Genomic DNA, 18,110 nt, shown 5'->3' on the forward strand with positions numbered 1-18,110 from the left:
ATGCGACAGAAGAACCGCACTTGTTCGGCTGACAACAGCCGGTTGGTGCGGAGCCTGTTGTGTCTTCTGTGCGTTTACTGTGTTGCGGTATCTTGTCTGTGGGGGCGTTGCTGATCGGCGCGGCAAATGATCTGCCGAGCCTCGAAGACCAGGTGCTCGATCGGATCAACCATCTGCGTGCCGATCCGGCTGCCTATGCCGACCGCCTGCGCCAGCTGCGGCCACATTTTCGCGGCAACACGCTGTACCTGCCCGGGCGGCCGCGCGGGTTGATCACGCGCGAAGGCGTCGATGCGGTGGAAGAGGCTATCGCGTTTCTGGAACTGCAGACCCCGCTGCCGCCGCTGAGCCGAGCCGAGTTGCTGGGTCTTGCGGCGCGCGACCATGCCGTGATCCAGGGGGCGCTCGGCACGCGCGGGCATTTCTCGCCCGACGGTGCCTCGCCCGGCGATCGCGTCCAGCGCCGCGGCGGCGGTCGACTGGTCGGCGAAGACATCTCCTATGGCTATGCCGATGCCGACGAGGTGGTGCGACAGCTGGTGATCGATGACGGCGTGCCCGATCGCGGCCATCGCGACCTGCTGTTCAACCGCGATCTTCGCTATGCCGGCGTCGGCTGCGGCAGCCACAGCGCCTATGGCCATATGTGCGTGATCGACGTGAGCCGCACCCGCAACGGCATGTCGGTATACGCCACGCTGGCGCAGAACGAGGGGCGGTAAGCGAGCGTAGCGAGCGCTGCCTGGCAGGGGGCAGGGCGACCAAGCGAAGTTCGTTGTCCGCGCGGGCAAGCCTCGTTCGAGTATCGTCCAGCACCGCTACAAGGACTTCAACGGGCATTTGCGCTCCCACGACGACACGATATCGTCCGTTCATCACCCCGCCGCTGGCGCGAGGCTGCTTCTAGCCCGATACGCTGAAGTTCGCCTCCGCGTCGGCATGCGCGGTTATGATCTCACCGTTTTGCGTGGCGCATGATCGCGCCGTTGCTGGCCGCGAAGCCGCGAGGCGTTCCGCGCATCGTGTGTTGAACGGCATCTTCCGGATGCTACGATCCGAGGCGCCCGGGCGCGATCTGCCCGCGCGCTATCGCTCTCCTACCCCTGCCATAGCCGCGTCGTGGGATGAATGCAGATTACTGTCTCGGCCGAGTACGCACGGGGCGCACGACCAAGATCTACGTCGTCGATCCGCCGCGCCGTCCGATCGGGCGCGGCCTGACCGTCGGACATAGCGGCGGCGGACAGATCGCCGCCAGTCCGCCCACCGCCGTGCTGGTGGACAAGGCCCACGACGCCGATCGCACCCGAGAGATGCTCCAGGATCAGGGCGTCCGCTCACCTCCCAGCGGACAGCACTCGGCGCCGGAAGCGGTGCTTCAGCAAGGGTCTCAACCGCGAGCGTAAACTGGTCGAGCGGTTTTTCTCCAAGCAGAAGCCCTCCCTGGCTTGCGAGACTGTGCCAAATCGGGTGCCGGCAGACTTGATCATGCCCGACGTGATGGGCCGGTCCCTCCGGCTGTTGCAACAACTGCGGCAGGTGAACCAAGCATGGCCGCGCACGTCGGTCAGACGTACCGTTGCCGATGTACGGGGGTTGCGCGGTCCCTTTCCGGCCAGAAGCGTTTTCTACTCCGGCAGGCCGATTCGCTCTGGAACGACCTGCCGCCCGAGCGCGGGGCGGCAACGCAGCGAGCATGCGCGAGGTGCGCATCTGCTCAGCCGCGCGCCGAGATCAGCGCACCACCGTCACCAGATCGCCGCGCTTGACGATGCCGAACAGCCGCTGCGCGAAATCCTGCGGTACGCCGATGCAACCATGCGTCGCCAGACCCTGGCGGACGTTGCTGCCATGGATCGCGATACCGTCGCTGGTCAGCCACAGCGTATAGGGCATCATTGCGTCATAGGTGTTCGAGCGATGGTTCTTCTCCAACCCCCGGATCGGGAAGTTGCCGATCGGCGTCGGCGTCTCGTCCTGGCCGTAAAGGATCACGCTGGTGGCGATCTCGTCCTCGCCGCGGAACACCGAGAGGATCTGGCGCGACAGGTCGATGCGCAGCCAGATCCTCCCCGGGGGGACGCCATGATCGTTCCAGGCGAACTCGCCGAACTGCATGTGATCCGGCACCCGCAATAGGCTTCGGATCACCCGCGTGCTGCCGTCGCCGATCCGCAACTGCTGCTGATCCCCGTCGGAGAACCGAATCCGTTCGGTACTTACCGCCGGGATCATCCGACCTGCCGGGCTGGCCTGCTGGACGTGCCGCGGGACGAACGCCTTGGCGGCCAGCGTCACCAGCAGCAGCGAGGCCGCGCCCAGCGAGATCCAGATACCGAGCTTCGGACGACCGCGCATCAGGCCTTGGCTTCGATCCGATTCCGCCGGCGCATCTCGGCGCCGACGAGCCCGAACGCGGTGACGAGCATCAGCCATTCCGCCGGCTCCGGAACCGCAGGCGGCGTCGGCGTCGGCGTGGGAGCCGGCGGCGGTGGTGGGGGGGGCGTGGGCGTCGGTGCCGGCGTCGGGGTGGGAGTGGGTACCGGCGTTGGTGTCGGCGTCGGGGTGGGCGCCGGCGTCGGGGTGGGGGTCGGCACCGGCGTTTCGATGCCGAGCGGCGGCGCACCGCCGCCACCGCCGCCGCCCGTGCCGCTGGGCACAAGCGAGTTGCCGGTGAAGCTTGCCGGACCCGGCGCGGGAACGACGTCTGCAAACGGCGACAGCGAGTCGAAGCTCGAGGGGAGCCCGGCCAGGTCGATCGGCGGGGCATCCGCCGGCAGCGGCAGCGATGCCGGCACCGGTGCCTGATCGGCGGAGAGATCGAAGGCCTTGGGCGTCGCCACGCCATTCTTGGCCAGCGAGTCGGGCGTCAGCGCGTCGCGCGGGTTCTTGGCGACTCGGCTATATTTACGCTTGCCCTTCAGACTGTGTGCGCCAGCTTCGCGAACGCCCGGCGAGCGCGCGGACAGGACCGACAACGCCTTTGAGGCGTCTTGCACTGCAGCAGCAACCACCGGCACCGCGATCCCGGCGGAGGTCGCTGAAAGAAGCGAAATGGTTGCCGCAGAAGCGCTTAGCCTGCGAAGTGCCCGTGATCCGAAGCTTTGCTTGCCCTTTTTCAAGTTACTGCTCCCGCCCCCTGTTGCTCGCAACTGCGAAGAGCCCCCTTAACTCTTTTGCAACTACGGCAGATATTGACGACAATAAACGAAGTCGCAGCTAAATAGTTCCTTCGAGCCATGACGGCAACAGCTTAAGGGGTTGCCGTATCCCGACCTGTTCGCAACTGTATCAAAACGGCCAGGATTGCACCAGCATAATTACGCATTCGTGCAGATATGGAGCTATTTGCCCAAGAGCTGATCGACCAAGCTATTGAGATTCCTGTAGCCGGATACACGCAACGGCAGAGGATCGCCAGCCTTCGCGTGCGGTGCGGCAGGTGCCAGCGCGCGTTCGAAGCCCAATTTGGCGGATTCGCGCATCCGCAGCGCAGCATGCGCCACCGGACGGATTTCGCCGGACAGGGCGATTTCGCCGAACACCACCGCATCGGCCGGAATCGGCCGCTCGGACAATGCAGAGACGAGCGCCGCCGCCACCGCCAGATCGGCGGCGGGATCTTGCACGCGGTAGCCGCCGGCGATGTTGAGATAGACTTCGCAGGCCGAGAAGCTCAGCCCGCAGCGCGCCTCCAGCACCGCCAGTACCATCGAGAGGCGCGGCGAATCCCAGCCGACCACCGATCGCCGCGGCGTCGCGCCCGAAGCCAGCCGCACGGTGAGCGCCTGTACTTCGACGAGCACGGGCCGCGTCCCCTCCAGCGCCGGGAAGACGACGGTGCCGGTGACGGTCTCGTCGCGCTGGGTGAGGAACAGCGAGGAGGGGTTGGCCACCTCCGCCAGCCCCTCGGTCTGCATCGAGAAGACGCCGATCTCGTCGGTGCCGCCGAAGCGGTTCTTCACCGCGCGCAGGATGCGGTAGAGATGGCTGCGCTCGCCCTCGAAGGCGAGCACGGTGTCGACCATGTGCTCGAGCACGCGCGGGCCCGCGATCGAGCCGTCCTTGGTGACGTGCCCCACCATCACCAGCGCGGTGCCGCGTTCCTTGGCGAAGCGGATCAGTTCCTGCGCGCTGGCGCGGACCTGGCTCACCGTGCCCGGCGCGCCTTCGATCAGGTCCGAATGCATCGTCTGGATCGAATCGATGATCAGCAGGTCGGGCGGGGTGGTCATGCTCAGCGTCGTCAGGATGTCGCGCACCGAGGTGGCGGCGGCGAGCTGCACCGGTGCCTGGCCGAGGCCCAGGCGCCGCGCGCGCAGCCGCACCTGGTCGGCGGCTTCCTCGCCCGAGACATAGGCGACCGAGAGCCCGCGGCTGGCGATCTTGGCGGCGGCCTGGAGCAGCAGCGTCGACTTGCCGATGCCGGGATCCCCCCCGATCAGCGTCGCCGATCCCTCGACAAAGCCGCCGCCAAGCGCGCGATCGAACTCGGCGATACCGCTCGGCATCCGCTCGGGCAGGGCGACCTCGGCGTCGAGCCCGGAGAGCAGGATCATCCGCCCGCCCGATTGCAGATGGTGCTTGGCCTGGAACGGCGTGGCGGGCCCGCCGGCTTCCTCGACCAGTGTGTTCCACTCCGCGCAATCGGCGCATTGCCCCGCCCATTTCGAGGTCACCGAGCCGCAGGCCTGGCACACATAGCGCTTCTGGAGTTTTGCCATGGGCATGCTGTAGCGCGACGGAAACGAAAAGGGAACGGGTGCCGCGGTGGGGGGCTCCGCACGCCGCCTCTTTTCCCGGTGCGCCACACTGCTATGGAGCGCGCATGACCGGGCTCGACATCGTCACGCTTCTCATCATCGCAGGCGCCGCCATCCTCGGCTTCCTGCGCGGCTTCACCACCGAGGTGCTGGCGTTCCTCGCCTGGATCCTCGTGGTGGTGGCGGTGAAGTTCTTCCATGCCGGGCTCACGGCCATATTCGCGCCGATGATCGGCACCGAGGGCGGGGCGGCGGTGCTCGCCTTCGCGCTGCTCGCCGGGGGCAGCTATTTCGGCGGGCGGCTGATCGCCAACACGCTGGGCGGGCAGATGCGCAACTCGGTGCTGGGGCCGATCGACCGCGCACTCGGCGTCGGCTTCGGGGTTGCCAAGGGGCTGATCCTGGTCAGCATGGGCTTCCTGGTGCTGATGCTGGTGCTCGACACGTTCGAGGGCGGGCGCACGCACCGGCCGAAATGGATCACCAAGTCGGTCACCTACCCGCTGCTCGACACCACCAGCGCCGCGATCGGTGATTTCGTCGACCGGCGGCGGAAGGGCGAGCCTGTGTTCGGCGGCGACAATGCGAGCGTGGGTTCGGAGGACATGGGCGAGGTCCGGCCGCGGAAGCGCAAGGCGGATTGACCTGCTGCCCTCCCCTTGGAGGGGAGGATCGAGTCTGCCGAGGCGCGAGCCGCCGGCGCAACCCATACGAAAGGCGGGTAATTGGCGCTCGCAACTGCGGGAAGGCTACCCTAGATCAAAGGGCATGAACGCCCCGCTCTACAATATGGAAATCCTGCGCCTCGCCGCCGCGATCCCGCATCACGCACGACTGGAACGGCCCGGCGGCACGTCCGAGAAGCGCTCGCCGGTGTGCGGGAGCCGGGTGACGGTGGACATCGCCGTCGACGAAACGGGCAAGGTGGCAGAGGTCGGCATGCTGGTCCGTGCCTGCGCGCTGGGACAGGCATCGGCAGCGCTGATGGGCGAGGCCGTGGTCGGCCGCACCCCTGCCGACATTGCCGTAGCGCGCGACCAGCTCACCGACTGGCTTGCCGGCGAGCGCGAGGTGCCGCCCGAATGGCCGGGCATGGCATTGTTTGTCCCCGCGCTGCCGCATCGCGGCCGCCACGCCTCGATCCGCTTGGCCTTCGAGGCCGCGGCCGAGGCGGCGGCGCAGGCGGCGGAGGCACGGGTCTGATGGAGCATGCGTCCGACGGTTCGATTCTCGCCGACGCAGTGCCGATGCTCGGCTTTGCGCTGTTTTTCGTGCTGCTGTTCCGGCGGCTCGGACTTGGTGCAACGCTGGGCTTTCTCGTCGCCGGCGCGCTGGTCGGCCCGCACGTGCTGCGGCTGGTCGGCGATGCCGAGGGCAAGATGGGCATTGCCGAGCTCGGCATCGCGCTCCTCCTGTTCCTCGTCGGGCTCGAGCTGAGCCCGTCGCGGCTGTGGCGGATGCGGCGCGACATCTTCGGCCTCGGCTTCCTGCAGGTGGCCCTGTGCGGCATCGCGATCGCGGCGATCGTCTGGGCGGTGACGGGCTCGACGCTGGCCGCCGCGCTGGCGCTGGGACTGCCGATGGGGCTGTCCTCCACCGCGCAGGTGCTGCCGCTGCTGCAATCCGCCGGCCGCCTGCGCACCCCGTTCGGTGAGCGCGCCTTCGCGATCCTCCTGTTCCAGGACCTGTCGATCGTGCCGCTGATCACGATCGTCGCCGCGCTGTCGCGCAACCCGGCCGACCAAGGCGGCCCGCCGGGCTGGCTGCTCGGTCTCTACACCGTCGGCGCGATCGTCGGGCTGGTGGTCGCCGGGCGCTTCCTGCTCCGGCCGCTGTTCCGGTTGATCGGCAATCTCGACGAGCGCGAGATGTTCGTCTTCGCAGGGCTGCTGACGGTGATCGCCAGCGCCGCGGTGATGGAGGCGCTGGGGCTCTCCGCCGCGCTCGGCGCGTTCATCGCGGGCGTGATGCTCGCGGACTCGCCCTTCCGGCACGAGATCGAGGCCGATGTCGAGCCGTTCCGCGCGATCCTGCTCGGGCTGTTCTTCGTCGCGGTGGGGATGACGCTCGACCTCCACGCGATCGCCGAGCGGCCCTTGTTCGTCGCGGGTATGGCGCTGGCGCTGATCGCCGCCAAGGCGGCGCTGATCATGGGGCTGGCGCTGCTGTTCGGGATGAAGCCGCGCGGGGCGTTCGCGCTCGGCGTGCTGTTGTCCCAGGGCGGTGAGTTTGGCTTCGTGCTGTTCGCCCAGGCGCAGAAGGCGCTGCTGATCGAGCCCCAGGCGGCCAGCGTGTTCAGCGCGATCGTCACGCTCTCGATGGCGACCACGCCGTTCCTGATGATGGCCACCAGGCGGCTGCGTGCCGAACCGGTCAGGGCCGGGGCCACGCCCGATGGTCCGCGCCAGGAAGGCGCCAATGCGGTGGTCGTCGGCTATGGCCGCTTCGGCCAGACGGTGGCGCAGATGCTGATCGCGCAAGGGATTCCGGTGACGATCATCGACCGCGACGTCGAGATGATCGAGACCGCGGGCAGCTTCGGCATGAAGGTCTATTACGGCGACGGCACCCGCATCGACCTGCTCCGCCAGGCGGGAGCGGGGGAGGCCGAGCTGCTGATGTTCTGCCAGGACGGCGACGCGATGGACACCGAAGTGGTGGAGGGGGTGCACGCTGCCTTCCCCAACGCCAGCATCTTCGTGCGGGCCTATGATCGCCGCAGCGTGATGAAGCTCAACGGCGCGCCGCTGTCGGGCGTGGTGCGCGAGGTGCTGGAGAGCGCGATCGTGATGGCGCGGCGGGCGATGGACGCGGTGGGGGTCGACGGCGCCGAGATCGACCGGACCGAGGCCGAATATCGCCGTACCGACATCGCCCGGCTCAAGGCGCAGAAGGAAACCGGCGACATCTATGCCGGGCGCGACGGTCTGTTCAGCCAGGCGTCGGCCGCCGCGGCGGCGGTGCAGGATCGTGGCGATGGTTGATCGGGGAATATTCGCATGAACTGGATCGCGATACTGGCGGCGCTTTCGGGCGCGATGGCGGTGGCGGCCGGGGCCTTCGGGGCGCATGGCGCGCAAGGGCAGGCGGTCGAGTGGCTCAAGACCGGCGGGCAGTATCAGCTCGTGCACGCGGTGGCGGCGCTCGTCGCGCTGCAGTTCGGCGCGCGGGGGCCGGCGGCTCTGTTCGTCGGCGGCGGGTTCGTGTTTGCGGGCACGCTCTACCTGATGGCGCTGGGCCTGCCGCGTTGGCTCGGGGCGGTGACGCCGATCGGCGGTGCGGCGCTGATCGTCGGATGGCTGTGGCTGGCTTGGGCGCTGGCATCCAAGGTCGCGAAATGAGCGAGGTGCAGGCGCCCTGGGACGCGGCGCAGGTCCGGCTTTGGCTCGAACGGCGGATCAAGGCCGCGCGCGCGGACCAGGACGTCGCCGACCGCTACGGCCGCGACCGCGAGGACGACTATGACAAGGCTGCCGCCGAGGAATGGGTGTGCGAGCAGCTTCGCCACAGCGACGCGGTCGAGGATCAGGCGCGGCTGGGCGAGGCGGTGAAGGCGCTGCTGGCGAAGGACGATTTCTACCGCGCGGGGGTGCGCAACGACCAGCGTTTCGAGCGCGAGGTGAAGGCCTATCTGCGCAAGCTCACCAAGATGACGAAGACCAACACCGGGTTCGGCAAGACGCTGCGCTATCAGTGATCGTTTTTAAGCCCCTCCCCTTCAGGGGAGGGGCTTGGATTTGAGTCACTTCCCCGTCCGCCGGCACCGCTCCGAACAGTACACAACGCTATCCCAGTCCCGCTCCCACTTCTTCCGCCAGGCGAAGGGGCGCTGGCAGACCGGGCAGGTCTTGCTGGGCAGGTCCCGCTTGGCGACGCCGCGCGGCATGCGATCAGTCCGCGCCGACGATCTTCGCCACGCCCGCCGCGACGGTGGGATGGTAGCGCGCCTTCGAGGCCTCGTAAAAGCGCCGCGCGATCGGCGTGCCCCAATCGCCCTGCGCCATCAGGTCCTTGTAGATCGGGTAGATCAGCAGGCCCCGGCCGACGCTGCCGACCAGCTTCTCGATGCTCGGCACCGCCGGATCATAGCGGTTGGCGATCGCCAGCTCGCCCCAGGCCGAGCGGACATAGGCGTTGTTCGATGCCGACAGCCCCAGCGTCTCGTCCAATTCCTTGAGCCGCGTCGGCGTCTGCTGGCGGTTCAGCCCGTTGAGGAAGCGCAGCCATTGCTGCGTCGCCCAGCCCTGCGGATGCACTGCCGAGACCGGCCCGCCGGCATTCACCGCCGCGAGCGCGGCATCGACCGCCTTGAGCGTCGCCGATTGCACGTGCACCGCATTGTTCGGCAGGCCGGCGGCATAGGCCCATTTGTCGAGCTGGAGATTGGCCTCGAGCCCGGCATCGCCCTTTACCAGATTCGCGCGCAGGTCTGCGAGGAACCCCGCGGTGGTCTGCGGCTGGAAGGCATGGCGGTCGAAATAGCCGCGCAGATAGACGTCCCAGCGCGCGCGGCCGACGGTGCGCTCGATCGTGCGCAGGAAGGTCGAGCCCTTGAAGTAATCGAGCTGCCCGAAGGTCGCACCGGGATCGCCGTGGAGCCGCGTGGTCGGCGCCTCCATGCCGCCGGCATCGGCGATGTCGCGCTGCAGCCCGTCCCATTCGAGATCGGCGTCGGTCGCGGCGCGTTCCTTGCCGTAGACCGCCTCCATGATGCGGTTCTCGAAATAGGTGGTGAACCCCTCGTTGAGCCAGCTGTCCGACCAGGTCGCGTTGGTGACGAGATTGCCCGACCAGCTATGCGCCAGCTCATGCGCCACCACGTCGACGTTCGACTTGTCGCCGGTGATGATGGTCGGCGTCAGGAAGGTAAGGGTGGGGTTCTCCATGCCGCCATAGGGGAAGCTCGGCGGCAGAACGAGCATGTCGTAGCGGCCCCAGCGATAGGGGCCGTAGAGCGCCTGCGCCGCGTCGATCATCTTCTCGACATCGGCGACTTCCTTCGCGGCGGCGGCAAGCATGCTCGGCTCGGTCCACACGCCGGCGCGTGGGCCGACGGGCTGGAAGGCGAGGTCGCCGACCGCGAACGCGATTAGATAGGGCGGCACCGGCTTGTCCATGCGGAAGCGGAAGCTGTGCCAGCCCTTGCCCGCCGGCACGCCCTTGGCGCCGTCGATCCGCGCGCCGCTCGCCACGGCGACGAGGTCGGCGGGGACGGTGAGGGTGGCCGACCAGGTCTGGCGGATGCCGGGGCTGTCCTGGGTGGGGATCCAGCTGCGGTTGTTGATCGGCTGGCCCTGGCTGAACAGATAGGGCTTCTTCTTGCCGGCGGTGAGCGCGGGGGCGAGCCATTGCAGCGCCGAGGCGCCGGGCGCGGTCGCGTAGTGGACCACGATCTTGCGCGCGCCGTGCAACTGTACGGTGAGCGGCGCGCCGAGATCGGGCTTGGCCGTGCCGATCGCGAAGGGCAGCGGCTTGCCGGCGGCGTCGGTCACCTTGGTGATCACCAGCCCGTCGTCGTCGAGCACGATCTCGGTCGCGCCGGGCGCGGCGAGGATGTCGAGCGTGGCGGTACCGCTGAGCGTCTTGCGCGCGAAATCGGCGCGCAGATCGAGCGCGACATGGGTGACGCGCGCCACTTCCGGTCGCGCATAGGTCCACACGTCCTTCGCCTCGGGCGTGGTGAGGATCGGCGCGGGGGCGGTCTGCTGGGCGAGGGCGGGGGAGACGAGCATGGTCGAGGCGGCGAGGGCCAGGGCTAGGATGCGCATGCCACCGAGCTAGGCGCTGCCGCCGCGCGGGGCAAGCGGTTGCCACGGATCAATCACATGGCGCCGGACCCTCTGCGGACCCGTAGCGTTGATGCGGGAGGTTAAAAGGGGATGCGCATGGAATGTCTGGTGGCGGAGCGGCCGGTGACGGCGGAGGACGAGGCGGCAGTGCTGCGCGACCTGATCGCCTACCTCAAGCAGCGGAAGTACCAGTTCATCACGCCGACGCCCGCCACCCATGCGCGCGTGCTCGCCCGGTCGGATCGGCAGCGGGCCGCCGACCTGCGCGACGTCTTCGGCTGGAGCCTGCCCTTCGTGCGCGATCTGCTCGATGCATCGCTGCTGGAGGCGCTGGAGGCGGCCGGGCTGATCGAGGCAGCCGCCGGGGACCAGCTGCGCAGCAAGGTCCGCGTGTCGACGCTGGGACGCGACCTGCTGGTCCATTCCGCCTATCCCACCGACGACACCGACGCGGTGTTCTTCGGCCCCGACAGCTACCGCTTCGCGCGCTTCATCGCCGACGAACTCCGCCGCTGTCCGGAGCGCGAGGGTTCTACGCTGGTCGATATCGGCACCGGGGCCGGGGCAGGGGCGATCGCCGCCGCGCATCGCTGTCCTCGAGTCGACATCGTGATGACCGACATCAACCCCGCTGCGCTGCGGCTGGCGCGGGTGAATGCGCAGGCGGCGGGCGTCGCGACGCGCTTCGTGCAGGGGGATGATCTGTCGGGGATCGCCGGCGAACTCGACCTCGTCTTGGCCAATCCGCCCTACATCATCGACCCCGTCGGCCGTGCCTATCGCGATGGCGGCGCGCTGCACGGCGCCGGGGTGGCGCTGGCGATGGCGTGCGAGGCGGTGCCGCGGCTGGCGGCAGGCGGACGGTTCCTGCTCTACACCGGCAGCGCGATCGTCCGCGGGGCAGATGCGCTACACGATCGGCTGGTGCAGATCGCCGCGGCGGAAGGCTGCCGGCTGCGCTACGAGGAGATCGACCCGGACGTGTTCGGCGAGGAGCTGGAAACCGCGGCGTACGCCGATGTCGATCGCATCGCGCTGGTGACCGCGGTGATCGAGCGGCCGAACACTTGTTAAGCCCCTCCCCTTCAGGGGAGGGGTTGGGGTGGGGCGGTGTCTCACCGAGAGCAACGGAGGTTCTGGAATCCCTCCACCCCCAAACCCCTCCTCCCAGGAGGAGGGGCTTAAGATCGTTTCACCGAACTCCGTCCAAAAACGCTGCGACCTTGGCCAGGTCCACGGTCTTGTCCAGGTACGTCTGCCCGATGCCGCGGGCGAGCAGGAAGGGCAGGGTGCTGCCTTCCATCTTCTTGTCGTGGAGCATGTGGCCGACCAGCGTCGCGCCGTCCGCCGTCACGCCGGCCGCCGTCAGCCCGTCCGGCAGCCCCACCGACCGCAGATGCGCGGCCACCCGCGCGGCATCCTCGGCCGGGCACAGTCCCTGTTCGGCCGAGAAGGCGAAGGCCAGGGCCATCCCCGCGGCCACCGCCTCGCCGTGGAGCAGCTTGTCGGAGAAGCCCGTCTCGGCCTCCAGCGCATGGCCGAAGGTGTGGCCCAGGTTGAGCAGCGCCCGCGTGCCGGTCGTCTCGCGCTCGTCCGCCGCGACGATCCGCGCCTTGGCCGCCACCGAATGGCCGATCGCATGCGCCCGCGCCGCCGGATCGCCCGCGAACAGCGCGGCGGCATTGTCCTCGCACCACGCGAAGAAGCCAGCATCGTCGATCAGCCCGTATTTCGCGACTTCGGCATAGCCCGCGCGCAGCTCGCGCTGGGGCAGGCTGTCCAGCACCTGCGGGTCGATCAGCACCACCGAAGGCTGGTGGAACGCGCCGACCAGGTTCTTGCCCGCGCGCGAATTGATCGCGGTCTTGCCGCCCACCGAGCTGTCGACCTGCGCGAGCAGCGTGGTGGGGATCTGGACGAAATTGCAGCCGCGCTTGAGGATGCTCGTCGCGAAGCCGACCAGGTCGCCGATCACGCCGCCGCCCAGCGCGATCACCTGGTCGCTGCGGACGACGCCCTGTTCGAGCAGCCAGTCGGTTACCGACTCGAGTTGCGCCCAGCTCTTGGTGCTCTCGCCCGCCGGCAGCGTCAGCACCGGCGCGGTCACGCCCGCCGCGGCGAGGCTGGACACCAGCGTGTCGCAGTGCGCCGACAGGTTGGTGTCGGTGATGATCGGCATCGCGCGACCACGCGACAGCGGAGCGAGCACTTCCCCCGCACGCGTGAGCAAGCCGGGTTCGATGCGCACGTCATAGCTGCGTGCGCCCAGGGCGACGGGGATGGTGGTCACTTGCGCAGGGCCTTCAGGATCGCTTCGACGGTGGTTTCGTGCGGTGCGGCTACGCTGGAGACGCGGATCTGCGCAAGCGCGTAAAACGGGTTTCGCACCTTGGCGAGCTCGGTAAGCGTCGCCAGCGGGTCCTTGCCGCGGAGCAGCGGGCGGGTATCGCGCCGCCGCACGCGATCGGCGAGCACCGAAGGCTCGGCATCCAGCCAGATCGCAATCGCCTGGTCGAGGATCAGCGCCCGCGTCTCGTCGTTGATGAACGCGCCGCCGCCGGTGGCGATCACCTTGGGCGTGCCGTCGACCAGTCGGGCGATCACCCGCCGTTCACCGTCGCGGAAATGCGGTTCGCCGAATTTGGCGAAGATGTCGGAGACCGACATGCCCGCCGCCGATTCGATTTCCGCATCGGCATCGACGAAGGGAAGCCGCAGGCGCTGGGCGAGGCGGCGCCCTACCGTGGTTTTGCCGGCACCCATCAGCCCCACCAATACGATCGGCTTGCCGGTCCAGCTGTTCAATTGCGCATGCGTTTGTAACATCGTGCGAAGGGCTATACAGCGAGGGACCGTCTCGGGCAAAAGGCCCGTACCGCTCAAGGAATGGACTGTTTTTCATGCCGCGTATGCTTGTCGTGTTGCTCGTGATTTTGGTGGTTCTGGTAGGCGGCATGTTCGCGCTGGCCGGCCGCAACACCGTCAAGGAGCCGGTGCGCATGGAGAAGGCGGTCGCGCTTGAAAACCTCGCCAACTAGGGCGTCGCGGCTCGCGATCGCGGCGGCCCTGCTCGCGGCGATCGGGGTTCCGGCGTTCAGCCAGCAGCAGAAAGCGCCCGAATCGCTGTTGCCGCCCGGCTTCGACCAGCCGGCGCCGCGGCCGCAGCCTTCGCCGCGCCCGAGCCCGAGCCCGGCCCCGAGCCCGTCCTCCAGCGCCGCGCCGGTTACAGCGCCGTCGCCGAGCGGTGACGTGGCGCCCGTCGGCGGCGACATGGGGCCCGACGCCTTCGACGTCGAGGAGAGCAACGCCAGCGTGGCGGTCGCGCCGGCGATCGATCTCTCGCAATATGACCTGCCCAAGGGGGTGCGTCGGCCGCTCGACCGCATCGGCATCCTGGCGGCAGGCAATGCGCCGTTTCCGGCCGATGCGTTCGGCGACGTGGCGGGTGCCACCCAGGTGACGCTGATGCGCCGGCTCGACGCGCCGGTCGCCTCGCGCTGGGTGTCGATCGCGCTGCGCCGCGCGCTGATGTCGCCGCTCGATACCCCGAGCGGGATCGACGGCGCCGATTATGCCGCCGAGCGCGCCTGGCTTCTCCTCCGCATGGGCGAGGCGACGGCGGCGCGCGGCCTCGTCAGCTATGTCGATATCGACGACTATACCAATGCGCTTGACCGCGTCGCGATGCAGGTCGCGCTGGCGACCGGGGATCCGGCGGCGGTGTGCCCGATCGTCGACGATGCGGCGTCGAACATTCCCGATCGCGGCTGGGCGCTGGCGCAGGCGATCTGCGCGGGGCTCGCCGGCAAGCCGAGCGAGGCCGACCAGCGGCTCGATGCCGCAAGCAAGGGCAAGCCGCGCAACGACCTCGATACGCTGCTCGCCACCAAGGTGGTGGGCATGGGCATCGATTCGCGCCGCGCGGTGACGATCGACTGGGTCGGCGTGCCGGCGCTCTCGGCCTGGCGCTTCGGCATGGCAACCGCGGCCGGGGTGGACATCCCCGACAATCTGTTCGCCACGGTGGGGCCGGAGTTCCGCTACTGGCAGGCGCTGTCGCCCGCGGTGGCGCCGGTCAACCGCGCCGGCGCGGCCGAGCTGGCGGCGGCGGCGGGGGTGCTCTCCAATGCGGCGCTGGTCGATCTCTATGCCGAGCTCGACCAGGCGAGCGACGTTCCCGATCCGCTGCAGAAGACGGTGCGCGACCTGCGCGGCGCCTATACCGGCTCGGCCGCCGAGCGGGTGCAGGCGATGAAGAGCCTGTGGGATGCCGCCGAAAGCCCGCGGCTGCGCTATGCCCGGCTGGTGCTCACCGCCAAGGCGGCCGCCTGGATCCCGGCGAACAAAAACGCGGCCGAGCCCGACCGGCTGATCGCGGCGATGCTCTCCGCCGGCTATGATTCGGCAGCGCTGCAGTGGCGCGGCGTGGTCGCGCCGGGCAGCGAGGGCTGGGCACTGCTCGCACTCGCCGATGCGGGCGGGCCGATCGGCTATAGCGATTTTGAGCGATATGCAGGGGCCGCCAGCCCACGCAAGGCGGCGATGCTGCTCGCCGGGCTTGCGGGTCTCGGGCGACTTTCCTCGACCGACGCGCAGCGCGGGGCCGAGGCGACCAAGGTCGCCATCGGCGGCGTCAACGCCTGGACTCAGGCGATCGACCGCGCGGGCACGGCCAACCAGCCCGGCATGGTCGCGCTTCTCGCCGGGGTCGGCATGCAGTCGCCGCGCTGGGACCAGGTGACGCCCGAGGCGCTCTACCACATCGTCGCGGCGATGCGCGCGGCGGGGATGGCCAATTATGCCCGGATGGTCGCCGTGGAGGCGGTCACCCGCGCCGAATGAGCGCCGATCGCGACCTGATCGAGCGCTTCCTCGAAATGCTGCGCGCGGAGACGGGCGCGGCGGCGAACACCATCGCGGCCTATGGCACCGATCTCCGCCTCGCCTCCGAGGCACTGGGCGGTGACTTGGCGGGTGCAGGCCGCGCCGAGATCGAGCGGCTCGCCGGCGGCTGGGGGGAACTCGCGCGCGCCACGGTGGCGCGCAAATCCTCGGCATTGCGCCGCTTCTTCGCCTTCCTGGCGGAGGAGGGGCATCGTGCCGACGATCCCGGCGCCGCCCTCCCGCGCCCCGGTGCCGCGCGGCGGCTGCCCAAGATCCTCAGCACCGGCGATGTCGACGCGATGTTCGCGGCGATCGCCGAGCGTCAGGCGCGGGTGCCGCCCGATCCGCTCGACCTGCGGCTCGCCGCGCTGATCGAGCTGCTCTACGGCTCGGGGCTGCGCGCGACCGAGCTCGTCTCGCTTCCCCGGAATGCCATCCATCCCGATCGCCCCTTCCTGATCCTCAAGGGCAAGGGCGGGCGCGAGCGGCTGGTGCCGATCTCCGATCGCGCGCGGGCCGCCGTTGCGCTGTGGCGCGGGCAGGTGCCGCCGGACAGCCCCTGGCTCTTCCCCTCGGGCAAGAAGCACCTGACGCGCGTGCGGCTCTACCAGATCGTCCGGGCACTGGCGGCGATGGCGGGCATTCCGCCCGAGCGCGCGAGCCCCCACGTCCTCCGCCACGCCTTCGCGACGCATCTGCTCGAGGGCGGGGCGGACCTGCGCGCGTTGCAGGCGATGCTCGGCCATGCCGATATCGCGACGACCGAGATCTACACCCATGTCGACAGCCGCCGGCTGGTCGAGCTGGTCAATGCCCGGCACCCGCTGGGCGAGGCGCTGGCACAAGTGCCCCACCGAAACCGGTAGGGGACCGGCCCGTGATTCCGCACCTGCGTTGACGCGAAGCGCGGCGCCCGGTAGCGCGGCGCGCATGACGACATTCCTCGACTTCGAGAAGCCGATCGCCGAGCTCCAGGGCAAGATCGACGAGCTGCGTAGCGCCGCCCAGGGCGGCGACGTGGACATCGCCGCCGAGATCGCCCCGCTCCAGGCCAAGTCGGACAAGCTGCTGCTCGACACCTATGCCAGGCTGACACCGTGGCAGAAGACGCAGGTCGCCCGCCATCCCGAGCGCCCGCATTTCAAGCACTATGTTGCGGGCCTGATCGAAGACTTCATGCCGCTGGGCGGCGACCGCGCCTTTGCCGACGACGCCGCGATCATCGGCGGGCTCGGCCGGTTCCGCGGCCGCCGGGTGATGGTGATCGGCCATGAGAAGGGCGACGACACCGCCAGCCGGCTCAAGCATAATTTCGGCATGGGCAAGCCCGAGGGCTATCGCAAGGCGATCCGCCTGATGAAGCTCGCCGATCGGTTCGGCATCCCGGTGATCACGCTGGTCGACACCTCGGGCGCCTTTCCGGGCGTCCAGGCCGAGGAGCGCGGCCAGGCCGAGGCGATCGCGCGCTCGACCGAGACCTGCCTGTCGCTCGGCGTGCCGCTGGTCGCCTCGATTCTCGGCGAGGGCGGCTCGGGCGGCGCGGTGGCGCTGGCCGCGGGCAACCAGGTGCTGATGATGGAGCATGCGGTCTATTCGGTGATCTCGCCGGAGGGCTGCGCCTCGATCCTGTGGCGCACCGCCGACAAGGCCGCCGACGCCGCCGAGGCAATGAAGGTCACCGCGCAGCACCTGAAGGAACTCAAGGTGATCGACGGCATCGTGCCCGAGCCGCTGGGCGGGGCGCATCGCGCACCGGGTCAGGCCGTGCAGGCGCTGGGCGATGCGATCGAGAAGGCGCTGGCCGATCTCGCGACGATGTCGCCCGAGTCGCTGCGCCAGGCCCGCCGCGCCAAGTTCCTGGCGATGGGCCGCCTCTGAAAACGGAAAAGGGGCCGACGCGGTGCGCAGCCCCTTTCTTCAACCGGCAGGAACAAGTCGGCTTACGACGCCTTCATGTTCGTGCTGACATTGGTGAAGGTGTTGTTGAGGCTGGAGCCCAGCCCCTGCATCGCGGCGATCGCCGCGACGGCGATCAGGGCGGCGATCAGGCCATATTCGATCGCGGTCGCGCCCTTGCGGTTCGCCACCAGCTTGCGAAGCGTCTTCATCCGAAGCCCTCCTTCTTCAAACCCGTACGGACGGAGATGCCCGGCAGCGCCTCCGTCCCCTCGTCGTCGAAACCCGGGCTTACGAAGCCTTCATGTTCGAGCTGACGTTGGTGAAGGTGTTGTTTAGGCTGCTGCCCAGACCCTTCATCGCAGCGATCGCGGCAACGGCGATCAGCGCGGCGATCAGGCCGTACTCGATGGCCGTGGCGGCCTTGGAATTCTTGATGAACTTGCGAATGTTAAGCATAGCCGTCTCCATCGTCCCAGAAACTTCAAACACCGGCCCGTCGGGGATCCGACGCGACCAGAAGACCCTAGAGAAGAGGGGTTAAGAACCGGCTAAATCGCAAGCTTACCGAATGGTTTACGCGGCTTAGTGACCGGCGTCCTGCACCTGCTGGGAAACGTTGTTCCACATCGACGTCGCGGTATTGCCGAAAAGGCTGAGCGCGCCGACCATCGCCAGCACGATCATCGCGATGATCAGCCCATATTCGACGGCGGTGGCGCCGCGATCGGCACGGGAAAGCGCGCGCAGGGCATGGATCAGGGCTCGCATCGACAAC

At 68.8% G+C, this 18,110-nt stretch carries 22 protein-coding genes; 12 read left to right on the forward strand and 10 right to left on the reverse strand.

Annotated elements, in window-relative coordinates; all coding sequences use genetic code 11:
• Positions 1 to 98: 98 nt before the first annotated feature.
• Together GGR89_RS06000 and GGR89_RS06005 are read left to right on the forward strand one after the other, a co-directional pair.
• Complete coding sequence (locus GGR89_RS06000) at positions 99 to 722, forward strand: CAP domain-containing protein (protein ID WP_241213671.1); 624 nt, start codon at positions 99 to 101, stop codon at positions 720 to 722.
• Between the two features lie 402 nt (positions 723 to 1,124).
• Positions 1,125 to 1,406: a hypothetical protein gene (locus GGR89_RS06005; RefSeq protein ID WP_125977998.1), complete on the forward strand. Its 282-nt coding sequence runs from the start codon at positions 1,125 to 1,127 to the stop codon at positions 1,404 to 1,406.
• 328 nt (positions 1,407 to 1,734) lie between these two features.
• Here the strand turns inward: GGR89_RS06005 and GGR89_RS06010 are convergent, their stop codons facing one another.
• The 3 genes from GGR89_RS06010 to radA form a co-directional block, all read right to left on the reverse strand.
• On the reverse strand, positions 1,735 to 2,358 hold the full coding sequence (locus GGR89_RS06010) for a L,D-transpeptidase family protein (protein ID WP_125978000.1): 624 nt from the start codon (positions 2,356 to 2,358) through the stop codon (positions 1,735 to 1,737).
• On the reverse strand, positions 2,358 to 2,978 hold the full coding sequence (locus tag GGR89_RS22010; protein WP_209092153.1) for a hypothetical protein: 621 nt from the start codon (positions 2,976 to 2,978) through the stop codon (positions 2,358 to 2,360). The genes GGR89_RS06010 and GGR89_RS22010 overlap by 1 nt, the downstream gene beginning before the upstream one ends.
• A 366-nt stretch (positions 2,979 to 3,344) precedes the next feature.
• The gene (gene radA / locus GGR89_RS06020; protein WP_125978306.1) at positions 3,345 to 4,724 is read right to left on the reverse strand and encodes a DNA repair protein RadA; all 1,380 of its coding nucleotides are present in this window, start codon (positions 4,722 to 4,724) and stop codon (positions 3,345 to 3,347) included.
• Positions 4,725 to 4,828: 104 nt separating this feature from the next.
• Between radA and GGR89_RS06025 the strand changes: the two genes are divergently transcribed.
• The 5 genes from GGR89_RS06025 to GGR89_RS06045 all read left to right on the forward strand — a co-directional run bounded on the left by GGR89_RS06025 (position 4,829) and on the right by GGR89_RS06045 (position 8,460).
• The gene (locus GGR89_RS06025) at positions 4,829 to 5,407 is read left to right on the forward strand and encodes a CvpA family protein (protein WP_125978308.1); all 579 of its coding nucleotides are present in this window, start codon (positions 4,829 to 4,831) and stop codon (positions 5,405 to 5,407) included.
• A gap of 124 nt (positions 5,408 to 5,531) precedes the next feature.
• The gene (locus GGR89_RS06030; protein ID WP_126002865.1) at positions 5,532 to 5,966 is read left to right on the forward strand and encodes an iron-sulfur cluster assembly scaffold protein; all 435 of its coding nucleotides are present in this window, start codon (positions 5,532 to 5,534) and stop codon (positions 5,964 to 5,966) included.
• Positions 5,966 to 7,747 (forward strand): cation:proton antiporter domain-containing protein, encoded by a 1,782-nt coding sequence (locus GGR89_RS06035; RefSeq protein ID WP_125978312.1) that lies wholly within the window; start codon positions 5,966 to 5,968, stop codon positions 7,745 to 7,747. The genes GGR89_RS06030 and GGR89_RS06035 overlap by 1 nt, the downstream gene beginning before the upstream one ends.
• Before the next feature lie 15 nt (positions 7,748 to 7,762).
• Positions 7,763 to 8,104, forward strand: a complete 342-nt coding sequence (locus GGR89_RS06040) for a DUF423 domain-containing protein (RefSeq protein WP_125978314.1) — start codon at positions 7,763 to 7,765, stop codon at positions 8,102 to 8,104.
• Entirely contained in the window at positions 8,101 to 8,460 is a 360-nt protein-coding gene (locus GGR89_RS06045) for a hypothetical protein (protein ID WP_125978316.1), read from the forward strand. Before GGR89_RS06040 ends, GGR89_RS06045 begins: the two co-directional genes overlap by 4 nt.
• 45 nt (positions 8,461 to 8,505) lie before the next feature.
• Here the strand turns inward: GGR89_RS06045 and GGR89_RS06050 are convergent, their stop codons facing one another.
• Positions 8,506 to 8,649, reverse strand: coding sequence for a DUF2256 domain-containing protein (locus GGR89_RS06050; RefSeq protein WP_125978318.1), 144 nt, complete (start codon positions 8,647 to 8,649; stop codon positions 8,506 to 8,508).
• Positions 8,650 to 8,653: 4 nt separating this feature from the next.
• Positions 8,654 to 10,531, reverse strand: coding sequence for a M1 family metallopeptidase (locus GGR89_RS06055; RefSeq protein WP_167712790.1), 1,878 nt, complete (start codon positions 10,529 to 10,531; stop codon positions 8,654 to 8,656).
• Positions 10,532 to 10,642: 111 nt separating this feature from the next.
• On the opposite strand from GGR89_RS06055, the gene GGR89_RS06060 reads away from it, so the two are divergent.
• Positions 10,643 to 11,626 (forward strand): methyltransferase, encoded by a 984-nt coding sequence (locus GGR89_RS06060; protein WP_245201598.1) that lies wholly within the window; start codon positions 10,643 to 10,645, stop codon positions 11,624 to 11,626.
• 118 nt (positions 11,627 to 11,744) lie between these two features.
• Here GGR89_RS06060 and aroB read toward each other — a convergent pair whose 3' ends face one another.
• Both aroB and GGR89_RS06070 read right to left on the reverse strand, forming a co-directional pair.
• Positions 11,745 to 12,842, reverse strand: coding sequence for a 3-dehydroquinate synthase (gene aroB / locus GGR89_RS06065; RefSeq protein WP_125978322.1), 1,098 nt, complete (start codon positions 12,840 to 12,842; stop codon positions 11,745 to 11,747).
• Positions 12,839 to 13,378 (reverse strand): shikimate kinase, encoded by a 540-nt coding sequence (locus tag GGR89_RS06070; protein WP_125978324.1) that lies wholly within the window; start codon positions 13,376 to 13,378, stop codon positions 12,839 to 12,841. Before GGR89_RS06070 ends, aroB begins: the two co-directional genes overlap by 4 nt.
• 74 nt (positions 13,379 to 13,452) lie before the next feature.
• Between GGR89_RS06070 and GGR89_RS06075 the strand changes: the two genes are divergently transcribed.
• The 4 genes from GGR89_RS06075 to GGR89_RS06090 all read left to right on the forward strand — a co-directional run bounded on the left by GGR89_RS06075 (position 13,453) and on the right by GGR89_RS06090 (position 17,314).
• Positions 13,453 to 13,590: a hypothetical protein gene (locus tag GGR89_RS06075; RefSeq protein WP_164521922.1), complete on the forward strand. Its 138-nt coding sequence runs from the start codon at positions 13,453 to 13,455 to the stop codon at positions 13,588 to 13,590.
• Positions 13,571 to 15,394 (forward strand): hypothetical protein, encoded by a 1,824-nt coding sequence (locus tag GGR89_RS06080; protein WP_241218085.1) that lies wholly within the window; start codon positions 13,571 to 13,573, stop codon positions 15,392 to 15,394. The genes GGR89_RS06075 and GGR89_RS06080 overlap by 20 nt, the downstream gene beginning before the upstream one ends.
• Entirely contained in the window at positions 15,391 to 16,302 is a 912-nt protein-coding gene (locus tag GGR89_RS06085; RefSeq protein ID WP_167712792.1) for a tyrosine-type recombinase/integrase, read from the forward strand. Before GGR89_RS06080 ends, GGR89_RS06085 begins: the two co-directional genes overlap by 4 nt.
• 64 nt (positions 16,303 to 16,366) lie before the next feature.
• Positions 16,367 to 17,314 (forward strand): acetyl-CoA carboxylase carboxyltransferase subunit alpha, encoded by a 948-nt coding sequence (locus GGR89_RS06090; protein WP_125973539.1) that lies wholly within the window; start codon positions 16,367 to 16,369, stop codon positions 17,312 to 17,314.
• A 62-nt stretch (positions 17,315 to 17,376) separates the two neighbouring features.
• Here the strand turns inward: GGR89_RS06090 and GGR89_RS06095 are convergent, their stop codons facing one another.
• The 3 genes from GGR89_RS06095 to GGR89_RS06105 all read right to left on the reverse strand — a co-directional run bounded on the left by GGR89_RS06095 (position 17,377) and on the right by GGR89_RS06105 (position 18,103).
• Positions 17,377 to 17,544, reverse strand: a complete 168-nt coding sequence (locus tag GGR89_RS06095) for a Flp family type IVb pilin (protein ID WP_125973537.1) — start codon at positions 17,542 to 17,544, stop codon at positions 17,377 to 17,379.
• A gap of 79 nt (positions 17,545 to 17,623) precedes the next feature.
• A complete protein-coding gene (locus GGR89_RS06100; RefSeq protein WP_125973535.1) occupies positions 17,624 to 17,791 on the reverse strand; it encodes a Flp family type IVb pilin in 168 nt (55 codons plus the stop codon).
• 126 nt (positions 17,792 to 17,917) lie between these two features.
• Positions 17,918 to 18,103 (reverse strand): Flp family type IVb pilin, encoded by a 186-nt coding sequence (locus GGR89_RS06105; protein ID WP_125973533.1) that lies wholly within the window; start codon positions 18,101 to 18,103, stop codon positions 17,918 to 17,920.
• Between the last annotated feature and the right edge of the window lie 7 nt (positions 18,104 to 18,110).

It is taken from the genome of Sphingomonas trueperi (assembly GCF_011927635.1).
Lineage (GTDB): Bacteria > Pseudomonadota > Alphaproteobacteria > Sphingomonadales > Sphingomonadaceae > Sphingomonas > Sphingomonas trueperi.

Coding starts and splice junctions, on each gene's coding strand:
- GGR89_RS06070 (WP_125978324.1), bottom strand. CDS start 13,378: ATGTTACAAACGCATGCGCAATTGAACAGCTGGACCGGCAAGCCGATC.
- GGR89_RS06005 (WP_125977998.1), top strand. CDS start 1,125: ATGAATGCAGATTACTGTCTCGGCCGAGTACGCACGGGGCGCACGACC.
- GGR89_RS06085 (WP_167712792.1), top strand. CDS start 15,391: ATGAGCGCCGATCGCGACCTGATCGAGCGCTTCCTCGAAATGCTGCGC.
- GGR89_RS06035 (WP_125978312.1), top strand. CDS start 5,966: ATGGAGCATGCGTCCGACGGTTCGATTCTCGCCGACGCAGTGCCGATG.
- GGR89_RS06090 (WP_125973539.1), top strand. CDS start 16,367: ATGACGACATTCCTCGACTTCGAGAAGCCGATCGCCGAGCTCCAGGGC.
- GGR89_RS06050 (WP_125978318.1), bottom strand. CDS start 8,649: ATGCCGCGCGGCGTCGCCAAGCGGGACCTGCCCAGCAAGACCTGCCCG.
- GGR89_RS06105 (WP_125973533.1), bottom strand. CDS start 18,103: ATGCGAGCCCTGATCCATGCCCTGCGCGCGCTTTCCCGTGCCGATCGC.
- radA (WP_125978306.1), bottom strand. CDS start 4,724: ATGGCAAAACTCCAGAAGCGCTATGTGTGCCAGGCCTGCGGCTCGGTG.
- GGR89_RS06040 (WP_125978314.1), top strand. CDS start 7,763: ATGAACTGGATCGCGATACTGGCGGCGCTTTCGGGCGCGATGGCGGTG.
- GGR89_RS06010 (WP_125978000.1), bottom strand. CDS start 2,358: ATGCGCGGTCGTCCGAAGCTCGGTATCTGGATCTCGCTGGGCGCGGCC.
- GGR89_RS06045 (WP_125978316.1), top strand. CDS start 8,101: ATGAGCGAGGTGCAGGCGCCCTGGGACGCGGCGCAGGTCCGGCTTTGG.
- GGR89_RS06100 (WP_125973535.1), bottom strand. CDS start 17,791: ATGCTTAACATTCGCAAGTTCATCAAGAATTCCAAGGCCGCCACGGCC.
- GGR89_RS06030 (WP_126002865.1), top strand. CDS start 5,532: ATGAACGCCCCGCTCTACAATATGGAAATCCTGCGCCTCGCCGCCGCG.
- GGR89_RS06025 (WP_125978308.1), top strand. CDS start 4,829: ATGACCGGGCTCGACATCGTCACGCTTCTCATCATCGCAGGCGCCGCC.
- GGR89_RS06060 (WP_245201598.1), top strand. CDS start 10,643: ATGCGCATGGAATGTCTGGTGGCGGAGCGGCCGGTGACGGCGGAGGAC.
- GGR89_RS06075 (WP_164521922.1), top strand. CDS start 13,453: ATGCCGCGTATGCTTGTCGTGTTGCTCGTGATTTTGGTGGTTCTGGTA.
- GGR89_RS06055 (WP_167712790.1), bottom strand. CDS start 10,531: ATGCGCATCCTAGCCCTGGCCCTCGCCGCCTCGACCATGCTCGTCTCC.
- GGR89_RS06095 (WP_125973537.1), bottom strand. CDS start 17,544: ATGAAGACGCTTCGCAAGCTGGTGGCGAACCGCAAGGGCGCGACCGCG.